Consider the following 16,284-nt stretch of genomic DNA (forward strand, 5'->3'; position numbering starts at 1 on the left):
AATTATATATTTAATAGCCCATAGGGTAAATGATGAATTAAAAAAAGTTAATTAGACAATATTGTTATAAAAGTGTAAATTTCTAAATTAATAAGAGCATTTTTTTATAAAAATGAAGAACTTCAGAACCTTTATAATACTAGTTATTGGGATAAGCTTTTATTGCTATGAGTTTTTTTTAAGGATACTAACTGGAGCATATCAAGAACAAATAGTTAACTACTTTAACATAAAAACTCATATTGGCTTTTCATTTTTAATATCTAGTTACAATATAACTTACCTTATAATGCAAATACCAGCTGGTATATTGCTAGATAGATTTGGTAGCAAAAGAATTTTAATCACAGCAACTTTAGTGTGTGGTGCTGGTAACATACTATTTATAGCTGGAGGTTTTAATTTAGCTATAGCTGGTAGACTGTTAGTAGGTATTGGGTCATCATTTGCATTTATAGGAGTTCTAAAACTAACTCTAGAGAATTTTAACCCCAAATACTTTAGCTTCATAACAAGCATTATAATATCGTTAGGAACCTTAGCTGCTGCTTTTTCACAAAACATTAGTGTGCTTATATCCAACTATAATGCTTCTTGGATAAATGTTTTTGTATACTCCGGTATGTTTGCACTACCATTAGCTATATTGTTTCAAATATTTTCACCTAAAGAAGTACAAACTGTAAAACTGATGCCAAAATTTAGACAAATTTATAGCGCCAGTAAAAATTTAATAAAAGATAAAAAGCTTTGGGTTAATGCAACTTGGGCAGGCTTGATATATATACCGACTGTGGTTTTAACCTCGCAATATGGAATTTTATATTTTAAACAAGCATATGGTTTTGGTGATATACTTGCAACAGCATTGATAACTTCAATATTTATCGGTTGGGTTATTTTCTCTCCAATAAAAACTCTATTAGCTGATAAATTTGATACAACAAAAGTCATCAATGTTTGCATTTTAGGAGCTATAACAACCGTTATTGTCATAAACTTTGAAATATTAAAAAACTATGCGATATTCTTAGTTTTTATTTTTGGTGCATTTTCTGCCTCACAAGTTTTAGTATGGTATTTTTTTAATAAAATATGTCCTCAGAATTTTGCCGCTATAGGGATTGCTATCACAAATATGCTAATTACCTTAGTCACTGAAGTTGGTCAATTATCAGTTGGTTTATCGATCGATATAGGGAATGTCATAAACCTAGCACCTAAAACAAGTATAAGTGTATGCTTAGTTACTTCACTAATATTAGGAGCTATAGTTTTTAAAAAACTCAACATAAAAGATAAAGCTATACCTTGACTAGATTAGCAATATCTGCCAAAAGAATCTTTTGCCCAACGTCAGGGCCAAAATTTACTGTATAAAACTCTTTTGTACCTTGAGCTTGTGATTTAATAAAAATACCTTTACCAAAAATTTTATGAAAAACTTTATCTCCAGATTTGAAGATTTTATTAGTGGGAGAACTTGCTTTTAAAAAATCAAATGGCGAAACACCGAAGTTAGATTTAGCCCTTACTTTAGCTTTAGATGGTTGGTTTTGTTCTTGGCTTAAATGTTCCTCGTCAATCTCAGCTAAAAACCTAGAACAAACTTGGAAACTACTTCTACCAAAAATATTACGTACCTGAGCGTAACTAATAGTTAGAGACACCATAGCCCTAGTAATCGCGACATAAAAAAGTCTCCTTTCTTCAGCAAGTTTTTCTTGAAGTCTTTTTGAATGAGAATTATCAAAAGCTTCCTGACTATTAATAACAGCATTTGGAGGGAAAACGCCCTCTTCTGCAGCAACTATAAATACATGCTTAAACTCTAGGCCTTTTGCCGCATGGATAGTCATCAATTGTATACTATCTACTGATTCATCAGCCTGCATTTCACCAGCTTCTAAAACTGCTAAAGATAAAAAATCTTGTAAAATATCAGCGTTATCATCAAGCAACTCAATTTGTGGTTCAAAGTCCTTAGCTGCACTTATTAATTCTTTTAAATTATCTATTTTTTGACGATCTTTTTCTGTATCCTTTTCCTCATAAGAAGCTAAAAGCCCACTTTTTGTAATCACGTACTCCAGTAATTTATCTAAACTAAGCTCTTTTATCTGATTAGCGATATCGTCAATTAATTGGATAAAATTTAAAAGCAAACTTGCTGTTCGTTTTGTTACTAGTTCTTTCTGTATAACTTCTAAAGTTGCTTGCTGATATGATAATGAGTTAATATGAGCAAAATTTCTAATTGTATCTAAAGTTTTATTACCTACCCCACGTGTTGGAGTGTTAAGGATACGCTCAAAGGCTAAATTATCTGTACTTGTAACTGCTAGTCTTAGGTAAGCCAAAGCATCTTTAACCTCCGCTCTATCAAAGAATCTAAAACCACCATAAATCCTATATGGAATACTAGCATATATACAACTTTCTTCTAGTACACGAGATAAATAGTTAGAGCGGTACAATACCGCAATATCACTATAATTTTCACCATCTTGATGAAGTTTACAGATTTTATCAATTATATATTTGGCTTCTTCTCTTTCATTTACAGCATTGTATACTTGTACTTTTTCACCTTCTTCAGCGGAGGACCAAAGTTCTTTGGACATTCTGTTATTATTATTTTTGATGACAGAATTTGCTGCCTTAAGGATATTTTTTGTTGAGCGGTAATTTTGCTCTAACTTGATTATCTCAACATTGTTTACTTCTTTTACGTAGCTATGGATGTTATCTACTATAGCTCCTCGCCAGCCGTATATTGATTGGTCATCATCACCAACAGCCATAATATAATTATCATCCGTCAGCAAAAGCTTTAACCAAAGATACTGTACATGGTTAGTATCTTGAAACTCATCTATAAGTATATATTTAAATAAATTTTGGTAATATTCTCTTAGTTGAATATTTAAAGAAAATAGCTCATACAAGTAAAGTAATAAATCTGCAAAATCTAAAGCATTATCAAGCTGTAATCTCTCTTCATAAGCCTCATAAATACGGTTAAAGTTTGCATCATATTGTCTAGAAAGTTTATTGCTGCGGGTTGCTTGGTCTTTTTGTTTATTTATAAAGTTTTGAAGTAATTTTGGAGGATATTTTTTATCATCAAGGTCTAAAGATTTTATCACTTTTTTTATAAGTTGAGCTTGCTCTTCTTGATCAAGGATTCTAAAGTTTTTATCTAAGCCAAGTTCATGTGAATGCTTACGTAGTAATCTATGGGCTATGCCATGAAAAGTTCCTATCCACATCCCAAATGTCGAGATTCCAAGCATTTTTTCAACACGCTGCTGAATCTCCTTAGCAGCTTTATTTGTAAATGTAACAGCTAAAATGTTGTCAGCAGCTATACCCTTATCATGGCATAGATAAGCTATCCTTGAAGTAAGAACCTTAGTTTTACCACTCCCAGCACCCGCTAAAATAAGGGAATTACGATCTTCAAGTAGTACAGCTTTGTACTGTTGTGGGTTTAAGCTACCCAAGAAATCTTTTAAAGACATTAGAAAAAAATTATTTTATTAATGGAGATATTTTAGCAGAAAAGAAGTCCTTATAAAAAGTAAATAGGTATTCACTAAACTAAGCTTTTCATATGTGATTAAAATAAAGCTTTTGTAAAACCCTCAGCATTAAAAACTTGAAGGTCATCAATTTTTTCACCAACTCCTATAAATCTAATTGGTAAAGACATTTTTTTGGCTATTGAAAAAACAATCCCTCCTTTAGCAGTTCCATCAAGCTTAGTAATTGTTATACCGGAGAGCTTTACAATTTCATTGAATGCTTCTGCTTGACTAAGAGCATTTCCACCAGTAGTTGCATCTAATACTAACATTACCTCATGGGGTGCTGTATCATCTAGTTTTTTAATAACTTTAACTACTTTTTTAAGCTCCTGCATCAAATTATCTTTATTATGTAATCGACCTGCTGTATCGGCTATCACAACGTCTATATTTTTTGATTTTGCTGAACTAATAGCATCATAAATTACTGAAGCACTATCAGCACCTTCTTTTTGATATATAACTTGAGTATTATTTCTATGACCCCACTCACATAATTGTTCAACTGCGGCAGCTCTAAATGTATCACCAGCTGCTAACATAACAGTTTTCCCTTCAGACTGAAATTTTTTAGTGAGTTTCCCTATAGTTGTAGTCTTGCCGACACCGTTAACTCCTACAACAAGTATTACATATGGAGATTTGCTACTATCTATTGCTAAAGCCTGTTGGCAAGGTAGAAGTATTTCTATAAGTTTCTCTTTGATAATCTGGTTAAGCATGTCTGCTGTTTGTAGCTCATTTCTAGAAATTTTAGTTCTTAGATGAGCGATAATTTCATCTGTTGCTGCAACACCGATATCTGCTGTTAAAAGCTGCATCTCCAGTTCCTCTAAAAGGTCCTCATCCACAACTTTTTGGCCCATTAAAAGAGTATTTAAGCTATTACCAAATTTACTTGCTGTCTTTGACAGTCCAGACTGTAGTCTTGCAAATAAGCCTTTATTGCTTGGTTTTTGATCTAGACTATTATCTTCTGATTGTTTCTTTTTTCTAAAGAGCATTATTAGAACCTTGAAAGTTAGTGTTTATAAGGTTTATATATAAACATAAGTGCTATTCGAAATATTTATCCCTAAGCTTAGCAATTTTTTGATGTAAAGGGTCAAACATACTTACGATATTTTTAGATTTAATAAAATGCACCTCTCCTTCAAAAGCTATTTCATCCCTTGCTCTTGCATAAACTTCCAGTAACTTATAACGCAAATCAATATTATTAGGATCTTTCTCTAAAGAATCTTGAATAGTGATACTAGCCTCGATGTATTTTTCACTATCCAAATATTGCTCCACTAACTCTTTTACATATAGCAATTCTTGTTCAATATTCTCTTTTAAGTCTATCTCTTGGACTGAGTTTTCTGTATTAAATTTAAACTTATCATTAACGCTGGTTTCAAATACTATCCCTTTTTCGGTCTTAACAACTATACTTTTATCATTCTCACCAAACTCTTCTACACCATCACCTGGCGATACATCTAAGCTATCTCTTGGATAAAGCTCTGGTGTTTTTGTAACTGATTCTTCTTGCTTATCTGTAGGATTATCATTAAAAAAATCAAACTCACTTTGTAAAGTTTGCTGTGTTTTGTAAAAATCCCTGTCTGATACTACCGGAGAAATACGCGACATAAGATGATCTCTCTTTCTCTTTGATATAAGTGCTAGTTCTAGCTCTTTTTTAGAACTTATATTTTCCCATACTTTCTTTGCCACAAAAGATAACACAACCAAAATCAGTAAACTTAAAATTAATTTAAATATGCTGAAAAATGTAGTTCCCCCCCCTTGCTCACTACTGGAATCTTCCGTCGTTTGGATATTTCTGGAGTCTAGACTATCACTATATACAATAGTTGAAGTACTATCGTCAGGGATCAAAGAGGGTATTGTTGCTTGACTACTAATTACGTTTTCTGCGGTACTTATGTTTTCAGCAGACGAACTTGTATCTATCGTTGGTCTATCGCCAAGCTTTTGTTCGGCTGTGTTTATTACTGTTGGTAAATTTTGGTTACTAGTTGAATTATCTTGTTGGCTTTCATTTTCATAAGAACCTTGCAAAATTTGATTTCTAGCAAGCGCCAAACCATCTTCAACCTCTGATTTTGTTGTTGGTAAAGCTAACTTATCACCAATTTTTATTCTATTATCAACAATACCAGGTATTTCAGCTTTATTTATACCTCTAATAGCATCTGTTAATTCTGAGCTACTAACACCATCGATAACGTGTGATTTTGCTATCTTATACAAATAGTCACCTGGTTTAACAGTATATATTTCCATCCCAAACGATATATTAGTAACAGCTACAACAACGCTTGCTACGAAAATTTTCTTAACACTTGCCAGCATCTAACGACCCTAAATTTATTCTAATAAAGACTAAAAAATTATAGCATATTTTTTGCACTTAAAAAGCCCTTGATATTAATGCTCTCTTGTCGAACTAAATATAATGTCTGGGTTTTTATCCTGAGCAAGCTGTAGATTCACCCCTGTAGGTGCCAAGTAAGTTAAATAACCGGTGCCATCATAAGCTAAGTTTACTTCATATTTTTTCTTAAATTCATTAAGTTTTTTTTCATCTTTACAAAAAATCCATCTAGCTAATGTTACGTTAACCCCCTCATAAGAGCACTTAACATTATATTCACTGGCCAAACGTTGTGCTACTACATCAAATTGTAGTACACCTACAGCTCCTAAAATAAGATCATTTGAAATAGCTGGCTTAAAAACTTGAGTAGCGCCTTCTTCTGAAAGCTGAACTAAACCCTTTTGTAAAGCTTTCATTTTTAATGGATCATTTAGTCTAACTCTTTTAAAAATTTCTGGTGCAAAGTTTGGTATACCCTTGAACTTTAATTTTTCACCTTGAGTAAAACTATCGCCTATTTGGATGCTTCCATGATTATGCAAACCAATAATATCCCCAGCGAACCCTTCTTCAACTTGCTCTCTTTCTCCTGCTAAAAATGTCAAAGCTTTAGAGATTTGGAGCGTTTTACCTGTTCTTTCATGATATATTTTCATACCTTTTTCATACTTACCTGAACAGATCCTAAAAAATGCTATTCTATCTCTATGTTTATCATCCATGTTTGCCTGAATCTTAAACACAAAACCTGTTAGTTTTTCCTCACAGGCTTTAACAACTCTTTGATCAGCCTCTCTAGATTGCGGCGCTGGAGCATACTTAGTAAAACCATCCATCATTTCTTTGACTCCAAAATTACTAAGTGCTGTACCAAAATAAACTGGTGTGAGTTTGCCTTCTAAAAATTCCTGCTCATCAAATTTATGACTTGCACCACGTACTAGTTCTATTTCCATCTCTAGATCTTCGTAAAGGTCTGAACCTATAGCATCTTTAGCATTTTCTAAACCACTAATTTTTTTGTAGTGATAAATCTCATGGCCATGACCACCCTCAAAAATGGTTACTTCGTCATTGTACAAATCATAAACACCTTTGAAATATTTACCCATACCTATCGGCCAATTCATAGGAGCACATTTGATTTTAAGGATACTCTCAACTTCATCTAACAGTTCCAAAGAGTCTCGTGTATCTCTATCAAACTTATTCATAAATGTTACTATTGGTGTATCTCTCAAGCGGCATACATTCATTAACTTAATAGTTCTGTCCTCAACACCTTTTACAGCATCAACAACCATCAAAGCTGAATCTACAGCCGTTAAAGTACGATATGTATCTTCTGAGAAATCTTCATGGCCCGGAGTATCAAGCAAGTTAACAATTCTATCATTATAAGGGAATTGCATAACTGAAGTAGTTATTGAGATACCTCTTTGTTTTTCCATTTCCATCCAATCAGAGGTTGCATGCACACCACTTTTCTTAGCCTTAACAGTACCTGCCGTCTTTATTGCATTTCCAAACAATAGCATTTTTTCAGTTATGGTTGTCTTACCCGCATCAGGGTGAGAAATAATTGCAAAAGTTCTACGCTTAGCGATCTCTTTAAGAATATTGTTCATAATAATATAAATAAACTAATTGACTTTATTTTAATTAGAAGAGTTTACTAAATATTTTATAATTTAAAAACTAAAAACATTCATTTAAAACTTGATGGATCCTTTTTTGTATTTCCTCTAACGGTAAACTAGCATCTATTTCTACAGCCTTATTTGATTTGTTTACGAGTTTCTTAAACACCTTTCTTGTTCTTTCGAAAAATTCTAAACCAGCTTGTTCTATTCTATCTGGAGAATCAACTTTTTTTGCTCTTTGCAACCCAACCAAAGGTTCTATGTCTAGGTAAATAACTAAATCAAGCTCACAATTACCAAGAAAATTACTATTTAAAGCTTCTATCTTTGCCAAGTCTAAACCTCTACCACCACCTTGGTAAGCTAAACTAGACCAGTAAAATCTATCTGAGACAACATTTACACCTCGCTCTAAAGCTGGCAGGATTAAATTTCTATAATGCTGCACTCGAGCTGCGTAGATCATCAGCAGTTCAGCATCAGAGTGAATTTCTTCGTTATACTTATTATGCAGAACAAGATTTCTTAGCTCTTCAGCTACCTTTGTACCACCTGGTTCTCGCGTATAAATAGCTTGGATTTTTTTCTCAGCAAAAAAATTTTGAATAAATTGCATAGCAGTACTTTTACCTGCTCCATCCAAACCTTCTATAACTAGAAATTTACCTTGCATTACTTAGCAATCCCCCATTTACTAAACGAAAAGACCAACCACAGTAGCCGATAGAAAACTTACTATCGAAGCTCCATATACAATTTTTAAGCCAAATTTTGCCACCTTGATAGAGGCTTTTTTACTAACAGCTTGAATAGCCCCTATGATAATACCTATAGAGCTAAAATTAGCGAATGATATTAAAAACACTGATAAAACAGCTTTTGCATGAGTTGAGAGTTCGACACCCTTTTTAATCATAAGATCTATAGCTGCAAACTCATTACTAACCAACTTTGTTCCCATGATTTCACCAGCAAGATGTAATTCTTGGTCTGGAATACGTAGCAACCATGCTATAGGATAAAAGATATAGCCTAAGATACCCGTAAAGGTAATTCCAAGAACTGCTTTACATATAATATCTATAATACTCAGTAATGCTATAAAACCGATAAGCATAGCACTAACAATTACAGCTATTTTAAATCCGTCTAATATGTATTCAGCCAACATTTCAAAAAAACTTTGCTTCTCAATATTCTCTTCTAGGCTAATATGTAAGTTATCATAATCAAAAGCTTCTGATTTCTCATATGGGTTTATAATTGTTAGTACAAAAAAGGTACCAAACATATTCATAACCATAGCCACAACCACATATCTAGGATCAAAACCATTTTCTATACTCAACATCCCCATATACGCACCTGCTATAGCAAGCGAAACTGTAGACATAGCCGTTGCTGCCATTGTATATAATACATTTGAAGGAAGGTGACCTATTATTTTTTTATAAGCTATAAAATTTTCTGATTGGCCAACAGCAAGTGAACTAACAGCATTAAAAGACTCTAACTTACCCATTCCTGTTATTTTTGATAGTACAAATCCAACAAATTTTATTAGAACCGGTAATATTTTTAAATATTGTAAAATACCAATAATAGCAGACATAACAATAATCGGCATCGCCACTGAAAAAAAGAAAATATGTCCCCCATCCATATCAGCTAACGAACCAAAGATAAATCTTGTCCCTACATTAGCACTATTTAGCAAATAACTAAATCCAACAACAATTACAGTAATAACTTTTTCACCGATGTTTGATTTTAAAAAAAAGTAAGCTAAGCCGGTTTGGACTATAAGGATTAATAATAAATAGTTATACCTAATTTTTTTTCTATCACTGCTCCAAATATAAGCTAATAAAAAAATTGCTAAAATATCTAATACAAAAAATAAAAGTTTAGTAACCATTCTTTACACATCCACCATCTGTTAATAAATTATCCAATAAACTACTGACTCCAAATCTAAAAGTTTTTGGGTCGATATAATCATCTGAAAAGAGCGCTTGTGCTAACTTTATATATTCTACTGCTTGCTCATAGTCTCTTATACCACCAGATGCTTTAAATCCTATTGTTTTTTTAGTTTCTTTTATTGTTTGAAGCATAACTTTCGCTGCCTGTGGTGTTGCGCCTTCCAGTGCTTTTCCAGTAGAAGTCTTAATAAAATCAGCACCATTATTTATAGCGTCTTGGGTTGCTTTATGTATCAGCTTATCTGACTTAAGCTCTCCTGACTCAATTATAACTTTTAAAATTTTATCACCACAGAGATCTTTGAGCTTTGAAACTATCTCACATGATTTACCAGAAAAACCTTTTTCCAAATACTCTTTATAATCTATAACTACATCAATCTCATCAGCGCCTAGCTCTAAAGCTTCTGCAGTTTCAGCTAAAACTTCTTCTATAGAAAAGGTGCCTTGTGGGAAATTAACAACTGTAGCAACTCTAAAATCTTTTCCTAAATACTTTTTAACCAATGGAATAAACTTTTTATAAACACAAATTGCAGCAACTGTACCAAGTGAATTTCTTGCTTTTAAACATAAATCAACAATTTGTTGATCTGTATCATTATCACCTAACTGCGTTAAATCTATTAAAGGTACTATTTCTTGTTTACTAATCATTACTTTTTCTCAAAAATTGATCTACCATACTCTAATTTCTCTACTCCCATAAAATCAGCTATACTTTGCCCAATGTCTGCAAAAGTTTCTCTAGCTCCTATAAACTCTGACTCTATATTTTTTCCCCACACTAGAAAAGGCACATATTCTCTAGTATGATCCGTCCCTGCTGCAGTTGGATCACAACCATGATCGGCAGTAAGGATAACCATAGTGTCTGTGTCTAAAATTTTATCTAATTCAGGAATCATAGAATCTAAATATTCTAACGCTCTACCATAACCTTTTGGATCTCTACGATGGCCAAAACTTGAGTCTAAATCGACAAAATTAGTAAATACTAAACTATTTGGCTCAGCTTGTGCATATTCTTTTATAGTTTGATCAAACAACTCTTCTAAACCTGTTGCTTTAACTTTTTTAGATATCCCTTGGTTAGCGTAAATATCGGCTATTTTGCCTATCGAAATAACTTTACCACCAGCTTTAGTCAATTTCTCTAATAAAGTTGGTGCTGGTGGTAATATAGAAAAATCTCTTCTATTACCAGTGCGCGCATATTCATCTGCTGATTCGCCTATAAATGGTCTAGCTATTACACGCCCTACTTTAATATTCATTTCATTAAGCGTTTCTCGAGCTATCTTACATATCTCTAACAACCGTTCTAATCCAAAATAATCTTCATGGGCAGCTATCTGAAATACACTATCTGCGGACGTATAAACTATAGGTTTTTTTGTAACACAGCTTTCGCAACCATATTGTTTTAAAATTTCAGTTCCTGAAGCATGTCCCGCATCTATAAAACCATCATTTAACTTTGCTTTTTCAACCCATTTATCTATAAATTCTTGGTCAAAACAACTTTGTTCACTTTTAGGTGTAAAATAATACCAATCAAATGTAACAGGTACACCTGCTAACTCCCAGTGGCCACTTGGAGTATCTTTTCCTCTACTAATTTCGGCACAATACCCATACTTAGAGTTTTCAATTTCATCACCTTGAGTTGCTATATTCAAAGATAAAGCTTGGCCACGACTATGTTCTGCAACTTTTTTTAAGCCTTTTTTAGCTAAGTTTGGCAGACTAATACTCATACCATTGTTTTTAAAGTAATCAACTATATGCCCTAAAGTATCAGTCCCTTGGTCACCAAACTCTGCAGCATCTGGAGCTTCACCAATCCCAAAAGAATCAAAAAGCAAGATTACAACCTTTTTATTTCTCAACATATAAACTCCTGGCAACTAACCTTTATTGTTAATATTTTCTAAAAAAGCTATTCTTATGCCTCGTAAAACCAAATCTGGTGAGATTTCATCAAAAATGTCTTCATCTTTAAACAAATTAGCAAAACCACCTGTCGCTATGGTATACACTTCATTTGTACCCACTTCCTCGATAATCCTACTTTTAAGCTCTTTTAATGCCCCAAGATGGCCAAAATACAACCCCGAACGAATGTTTGTTATTGTATCATTACCTATAGCCTTATTGGGCTTAATAATTGTTACTGACGGTAATTGAGCAGCTCCTTGGCATAAAGCGTTCAAAGATAGCTTAACACCTGGTAATATGCAACCACTTAAATATTTATGATCTTTAGTTACAACATCTAAAGTAGTTGCAGTACCAAGGTCAACTATAATCAGATCCTTATCTGGGTAGTCAGCAACTGCTCCTATACAACTTGCTAGCCTGTCTGCTCCTACTTGATGTGCCTCTACAGCAGACATATCAAGGTTTAGTTTAAGATTCATATTCACAAAAAAAGGTTTTAGCTTGAAATATTTTATGATTGCTGACCCAAGTGAATAATTTAAATGTGGCACCACTGAGGAAATTGCACATCCTGTTATATAATTAGGATCAATATTATTCTCACGTAAAACTTGTCGTAAAAATACACCCAACTGATCAGAAGTTGAATCGGCCGAAGCTGTAGCATAACGCGTCTGATTAATTAATTTATCACTATCAAAAACACCTGTGTGAATATGTGAGTTACCCACATCCATAACTAATAACATTTTATTAACCTCAATTTTCTACTAAACATAAATAACACCATGATGTAACTTAATAATGTTAACGTACTTATTTACGTATTCGTTATTCACTATTTTAAACCCATTAATAACTATTAATAACCAAAACTTTACACCAACTTAAAACTATAATTTAAAGCGCTTCTTTTGACTACCTAATTGATATAATTCACTCTCACTCTAAAATTTTGGCAGATATCTCACAAAATAAGTCTAGTGTGCTTGATCCCAGTTATCTCCAAATCCTACGTTTACCTCAAGTGGCACGCTAAGCATGATTGCTTGCTCCATTATACCTTTTATCTGCTTACAAACATCATCTATCTTATCTTTTGTAACTTCAAATACAAGCTCATCGTGAACCTGCATTATCATTTTAACGTCTTGATTGTAATCTTGAACAAGCTTAGTACTAACATCTATCATTGCTTTTTTAATAATGTCTGCCGCTGTGCCTTGCATTGGAGCGTTAATAGCTGCTCTTTCAGCAGCATTACGTTGCATAACGTTTCTCGCGTTTATCTCTGGTAAATATAACCTTCTTCCTAATGTAGTTTCTACATAGCCACTTTCTTGAGCAACTTTTTTTGCTGTATTCATATATTCCTTAATCCCCGGGTAGCGACTAAAATATGTTTCTATATATTCTTGAGCCTCACTTCTAGAAATTTCCAGCTGTTTTGCCAATCCAAATGCACTCATCCCATAAATCAAACCGAAATTTACAGCTTTTGCTCTTCTTCTTTGCTCATTTGTTACATCAGCTATGCTTATCCCTAAAACCTCTGCAGCCGTTGCACGGTGTATATCTAAGCCCTGTCTAAAAGCTTTAAGAAGGTTTTCATCTTTGGATAAATGAGCCATAATCCTAAGCTCTATCTGTGAGTAGTCTGCTGCAACTATATAATTACCCTCTTCTGCTATAAAGGCTTCTCTTATTTTTCTACCTTCAGAACTTTTAATCGGAATATTCTGTAAATTAGGATCAGATGAAGATAGTCTACCTGTTACAGTGCCTGTTTGGTTATATGAGGTATGTACTCTTGAATTCTTATCAAGCATAGCTGGCAACTTATCAGTATAAGTGTTTTTTAACTTACAAAGGTGGCGATATTTCATAATTAAATCAGCCACTTCATATTCTTGAGCTAATTGTGTAAGTACCTCTTCTGAAGTTGAAGCCTGACCTTTTGCAGTTTTTTTAACTGCTGGCAACCCCATTTTTTCAAATAGTACTTCTCTTAATTGCACTGGTGAAGATAAATTAAACTCTTGTCCACACAACTTAAAACACTTTTTTTCTAGCTCTTTAATACTATTTTCAAGCTCTTGACTATGTCTAATTAACTTATCAGCATCTATCTTGACACCCAATTTTTCCATTTGATTTAAAATTAGGGTCAATGGCATTTCTATTTTAAAATACAGCTTATTAAGTGTCTCTTCTTTTTCCAATAAAACTTTTAGAAAATTATATAATCTGAAAGTAATATCTGCATCTTCAGCGGCGTACTTAGCTACTTTGTCGATTTCCACTTGGTCTAAAGTTTGCTGGTTTCTACCAGTCCCAGCTATTGCACTATAAGGGATAGGCTCGACATCAAGATACTCTTTGGAGACACTATCCATATCATGCTTACCACTACTTTTTAGTACATAAGACATAATCATAGTATCATGAATACTTCCTTGAATATTAACTCCATATTTTGATAAAACTTTTTCATCAAACTTAAAATTATGAGCGACTTTAAACTTCTTTATGTTAGAGAATATTGGTTTTAGGGACTCCAATACAGTTTTTAACTCAAGCTGTTGCGGCACTCCAAGGTATCTATGTTGTAAAGGGATATAATATGCTTGGCCTTCTTCAGCACAAAAAGAAAGCCCTACCAGATTTGCTTCGTAAGTATCTAACGAATCTGTTTCAGTATCAAATGCAAAACCTTCTTTAGTTTCTAAAGTTTTCACCAAACTTTCTAACTCTTTATCTGTAAAAACTGTCTTATAATCAATATTTACGGTTTTTCTTTCCACAATTTCTACACCAATGTCTAGAGCTTTTAAAAGAGATTTAAATTCGTATCTTACAAAGAATTTATGTAAAGTTTCTTTATCCATTTCTTTACATTTTAACTCATTTATAGGAATATTCAGGTCAAGGTCACATTTTATAGTAGCTAATTGATAAGATAACCTAAGAAGATCAATATTGTTACGCAAATTCTCACCAACTTTGCCTGCTATTTTATCTTTGTTTACTATAATATTTTCAATATTTTTATACTCTTGTAACCACTTAACTGCTGTTTTTGGACCAACTTTTGGAACCCCAGGAATATTATCTGAAGAATCTCCCATTAAAGCTAAATAATCTATAATCTGGCTAGGTTTAACTTGATACTTTTCTAAAACCTTGGGAATATCTGTTGTAGCGTCTTTCATTGAGTCATATAGCATTATATTTTCACTTACCAGCTGAGCCATATCTTTATCACCAGTAGAAATAACCACCTGATAACCCTGAGCTTCAAGCCGTTTTGCTAAAGTACCTATCACGTCATCTGCTTCGACATTTTCTTTGATAATAAGAGGAAAACCCATTTTTTTGATTATTTCATGTAAAGGCTTAATTTGAACCCTTAGTTCGTCATCCATATCCTTACGGTTTGCCTTATATTCTGGATAAATTTCGTGACGAAAACTCTTACCTTTGGGATCAAATACTACTGCAATATATTCTGTTTGATACATTACTGGTAGTTTTTTAATCATATTGATGACACCCAAGATCGCCCCTGTAGGCTCACCTTGACTATTAGTGAGCTTTGGTAGCGCGTGAAAGGCTCTAAATAAATATGACGAACCATCAACCAAAACTATTTTTTTCATGAGAAATTTTATAAAAATTTTTATCAAGCTAAATAGTAATCTATATAACCCAGTTTAGCAAACACTTAATGTCCTAAGCTTAGTTAAATATACTTAAGTCAGTTAGAGATAATTCTAAATCGATATCCAAATACCACCAATTTTCTTTACTAAAATTTTTACACTTAATAGCATCTTTATATGTCATTACTACAGTTTGTGAGTCACCAATAATAGAAAAATCTTCTTGACTAAACTTGTGATGGTCTTTAAACACTTTTTTATCTACTATATCTAATCCACAACTTTCCAAACTAGTAAAAAATTTATTTGGGTTACCAATACCTGCTACAGCAACTACTGGTTTTTTACCAAAAATTTTTATAGGTACACACCTACCTGAAGTAATATTTACAAACCTAGTAGCTGTAATTTTAGTAAATATAACGTTTTGATTATAAGATACTAAGAACTCTTTATCCTTTAGATCACATTGACCAATAACTATTATACTATCTACTGATTTTAACCTTTCTATAGGCTCTCTTAGTGGTCCGACTGGTAAACACAAACTATTACCAAACATACGTGTAGCGTCAACAACAACTATCTCATAATCTCTAGCTAATTTATAATGCTGTAAGCCATCATCGCTAATTATTATATCTGTATTAGGGTATTTTTTTTCAATAAACTTAACAGAGTCTATTCTTTTCGGACTGATAACTATAGGCACTTTACCACCTAAAGAATCATAAAGCATAGCAGGTTCATCACCACACTGACTAGGAAGAGTACCTTTGCTTACTTCAAAAGGATACTCAGCAGATTTAGCACCATAGCCTCTACTTATAATAGCTAGTTTTTTATTCTGCCTAAGATAATTTTCCGCCAGCTTCCTAACTACAGGAGTTTTACCTGTACCGCCTACAGAAATATTGCCAACGACAACAACAGGTATATTAGACCTATACTGAAACTGGAGTTGCTTGGTTTTACGAAAATTAGCAACTCTTGAAAAAACAATTGATAATGGTTTTAGCAAAAAACTCACAACGTTAGTCTTTCGCTGATACCATATTTTATCTAACATTT

General features: G+C 33.0%; 12 protein-coding genes. 1 reads left to right on the forward strand and 11 read right to left on the reverse strand.

The features are described 5' to 3' along the window. Positions 1 to 112 precede the first annotated feature (112 nt). Positions 113 to 1,315 carry an MFS transporter gene (locus FRA_RS06705; RefSeq protein ID WP_035720163.1) on the forward strand — a complete coding sequence of 401 codons (1,203 nt, stop codon included), beginning with the start codon at positions 113 to 115 and terminating at the stop codon, positions 1,313 to 1,315. On the opposite strand, the gene FRA_RS06710 is transcribed toward FRA_RS06705, so the two are convergent. The 11 genes from FRA_RS06710 to lpxK form a co-directional block, all read right to left on the reverse strand. Further along, a complete protein-coding gene (locus tag FRA_RS06710) occupies positions 1,305 to 3,524 on the reverse strand; it encodes a UvrD-helicase domain-containing protein (protein ID WP_035720165.1) in 2,220 nt (739 codons plus the stop codon). The genes FRA_RS06705 and FRA_RS06710 overlap by 11 nt on opposite strands. Positions 3,525 to 3,622: 98 nt before the next feature. After that, a complete protein-coding gene (ftsY, locus tag FRA_RS06715) occupies positions 3,623 to 4,594 on the reverse strand; it encodes a signal recognition particle-docking protein FtsY (RefSeq protein ID WP_035720167.1) in 972 nt (323 codons plus the stop codon). Positions 4,595 to 4,646: 52 nt separating this feature from the next. Then, complete coding sequence (locus FRA_RS06720; RefSeq protein WP_035720169.1) at positions 4,647 to 5,954, reverse strand: LysM peptidoglycan-binding domain-containing protein; 1,308 nt, start codon at positions 5,952 to 5,954, stop codon at positions 4,647 to 4,649. 75 nt (positions 5,955 to 6,029) lie between these two features. Further along, on the reverse strand, positions 6,030 to 7,607 hold the full coding sequence (locus FRA_RS06725; RefSeq protein WP_035720171.1) for a peptide chain release factor 3: 1,578 nt from the start codon (positions 7,605 to 7,607) through the stop codon (positions 6,030 to 6,032). Positions 7,608 to 7,677: 70 nt separating this feature from the next. Then, positions 7,678 to 8,295, reverse strand: a complete 618-nt coding sequence (gene tmk, locus FRA_RS06730) for a dTMP kinase (protein WP_035720173.1) — start codon at positions 8,293 to 8,295, stop codon at positions 7,678 to 7,680. A gap of 21 nt (positions 8,296 to 8,316) precedes the next feature. Then, the gene (locus FRA_RS06735; RefSeq protein WP_035720175.1) at positions 8,317 to 9,540 is read right to left on the reverse strand and encodes a NupC/NupG family nucleoside CNT transporter; all 1,224 of its coding nucleotides are present in this window, start codon (positions 9,538 to 9,540) and stop codon (positions 8,317 to 8,319) included. After that, on the reverse strand, positions 9,530 to 10,264 hold the full coding sequence (gene deoC / locus FRA_RS06740; RefSeq protein ID WP_035720176.1) for a deoxyribose-phosphate aldolase: 735 nt from the start codon (positions 10,262 to 10,264) through the stop codon (positions 9,530 to 9,532). Before deoC ends, FRA_RS06735 begins: the two co-directional genes overlap by 11 nt. Then, positions 10,264 to 11,502, reverse strand: coding sequence for a phosphopentomutase (locus tag FRA_RS06745; protein WP_035720177.1), 1,239 nt, complete (start codon positions 11,500 to 11,502; stop codon positions 10,264 to 10,266). Before FRA_RS06745 ends, deoC begins: the two co-directional genes overlap by 1 nt. A gap of 15 nt (positions 11,503 to 11,517) precedes the next feature. Further along, a complete protein-coding gene (locus FRA_RS06750; RefSeq protein WP_035720179.1) occupies positions 11,518 to 12,300 on the reverse strand; it encodes a type III pantothenate kinase in 783 nt (260 codons plus the stop codon). Between the two features lie 231 nt (positions 12,301 to 12,531). Further along, positions 12,532 to 15,210, reverse strand: coding sequence for a DNA polymerase I (gene polA / locus FRA_RS06755; protein WP_035720181.1), 2,679 nt, complete (start codon positions 15,208 to 15,210; stop codon positions 12,532 to 12,534). A gap of 79 nt (positions 15,211 to 15,289) precedes the next feature. Beyond that, complete coding sequence (gene lpxK / locus FRA_RS06760; protein WP_035720182.1) at positions 15,290 to 16,282, reverse strand: tetraacyldisaccharide 4'-kinase; 993 nt, start codon at positions 16,280 to 16,282, stop codon at positions 15,290 to 15,292. Positions 16,283 to 16,284: the final 2 nt, after the last annotated feature.

Origin of the sequence: Allofrancisella heilbronnii (assembly GCF_000710735.2) — a bacterium.
Lineage (GTDB): Bacteria > Pseudomonadota > Gammaproteobacteria > Francisellales > Francisellaceae > Francisella > Francisella frigidaquae.

What these genes read in the sequence shown, in the direction of transcription:
- FRA_RS06705 (WP_035720163.1), top strand. Translation starts at nt 113, where the DNA reads ATGAAGAACTTCAGAACCTTTATAATACTAGTTATTGGGATAAGCTTT.
- FRA_RS06710 (WP_035720165.1), bottom strand. Translation starts at nt 3,524, where the DNA reads ATGTCTTTAAAAGATTTCTTGGGTAGCTTAAACCCACAACAGTACAAA.
- ftsY (WP_035720167.1), bottom strand. Translation starts at nt 4,594, where the DNA reads ATGCTCTTTAGAAAAAAGAAACAATCAGAAGATAATAGTCTAGATCAA.
- FRA_RS06720 (WP_035720169.1), bottom strand. Translation starts at nt 5,954, where the DNA reads ATGCTGGCAAGTGTTAAGAAAATTTTCGTAGCAAGCGTTGTTGTAGCT.
- FRA_RS06725 (WP_035720171.1), bottom strand. Translation starts at nt 7,607, where the DNA reads ATGAACAATATTCTTAAAGAGATCGCTAAGCGTAGAACTTTTGCAATT.
- tmk (WP_035720173.1), bottom strand. Translation starts at nt 8,295, where the DNA reads ATGCAAGGTAAATTTCTAGTTATAGAAGGTTTGGATGGAGCAGGTAAA.
- FRA_RS06735 (WP_035720175.1), bottom strand. Translation starts at nt 9,540, where the DNA reads ATGGTTACTAAACTTTTATTTTTTGTATTAGATATTTTAGCAATTTTT.
- deoC (WP_035720176.1), bottom strand. Translation starts at nt 10,264, where the DNA reads ATGATTAGTAAACAAGAAATAGTACCTTTAATAGATTTAACGCAGTTA.
- FRA_RS06745 (WP_035720177.1), bottom strand. Translation starts at nt 11,502, where the DNA reads ATGTTGAGAAATAAAAAGGTTGTAATCTTGCTTTTTGATTCTTTTGGG.
- FRA_RS06750 (WP_035720179.1), bottom strand. Translation starts at nt 12,300, where the DNA reads ATGTTATTAGTTATGGATGTGGGTAACTCACATATTCACACAGGTGTT.
- polA (WP_035720181.1), bottom strand. Translation starts at nt 15,210, where the DNA reads ATGAAAAAAATAGTTTTGGTTGATGGTTCGTCATATTTATTTAGAGCC.
- lpxK (WP_035720182.1), bottom strand. Translation starts at nt 16,282, where the DNA reads ATGTTAGATAAAATATGGTATCAGCGAAAGACTAACGTTGTGAGTTTT.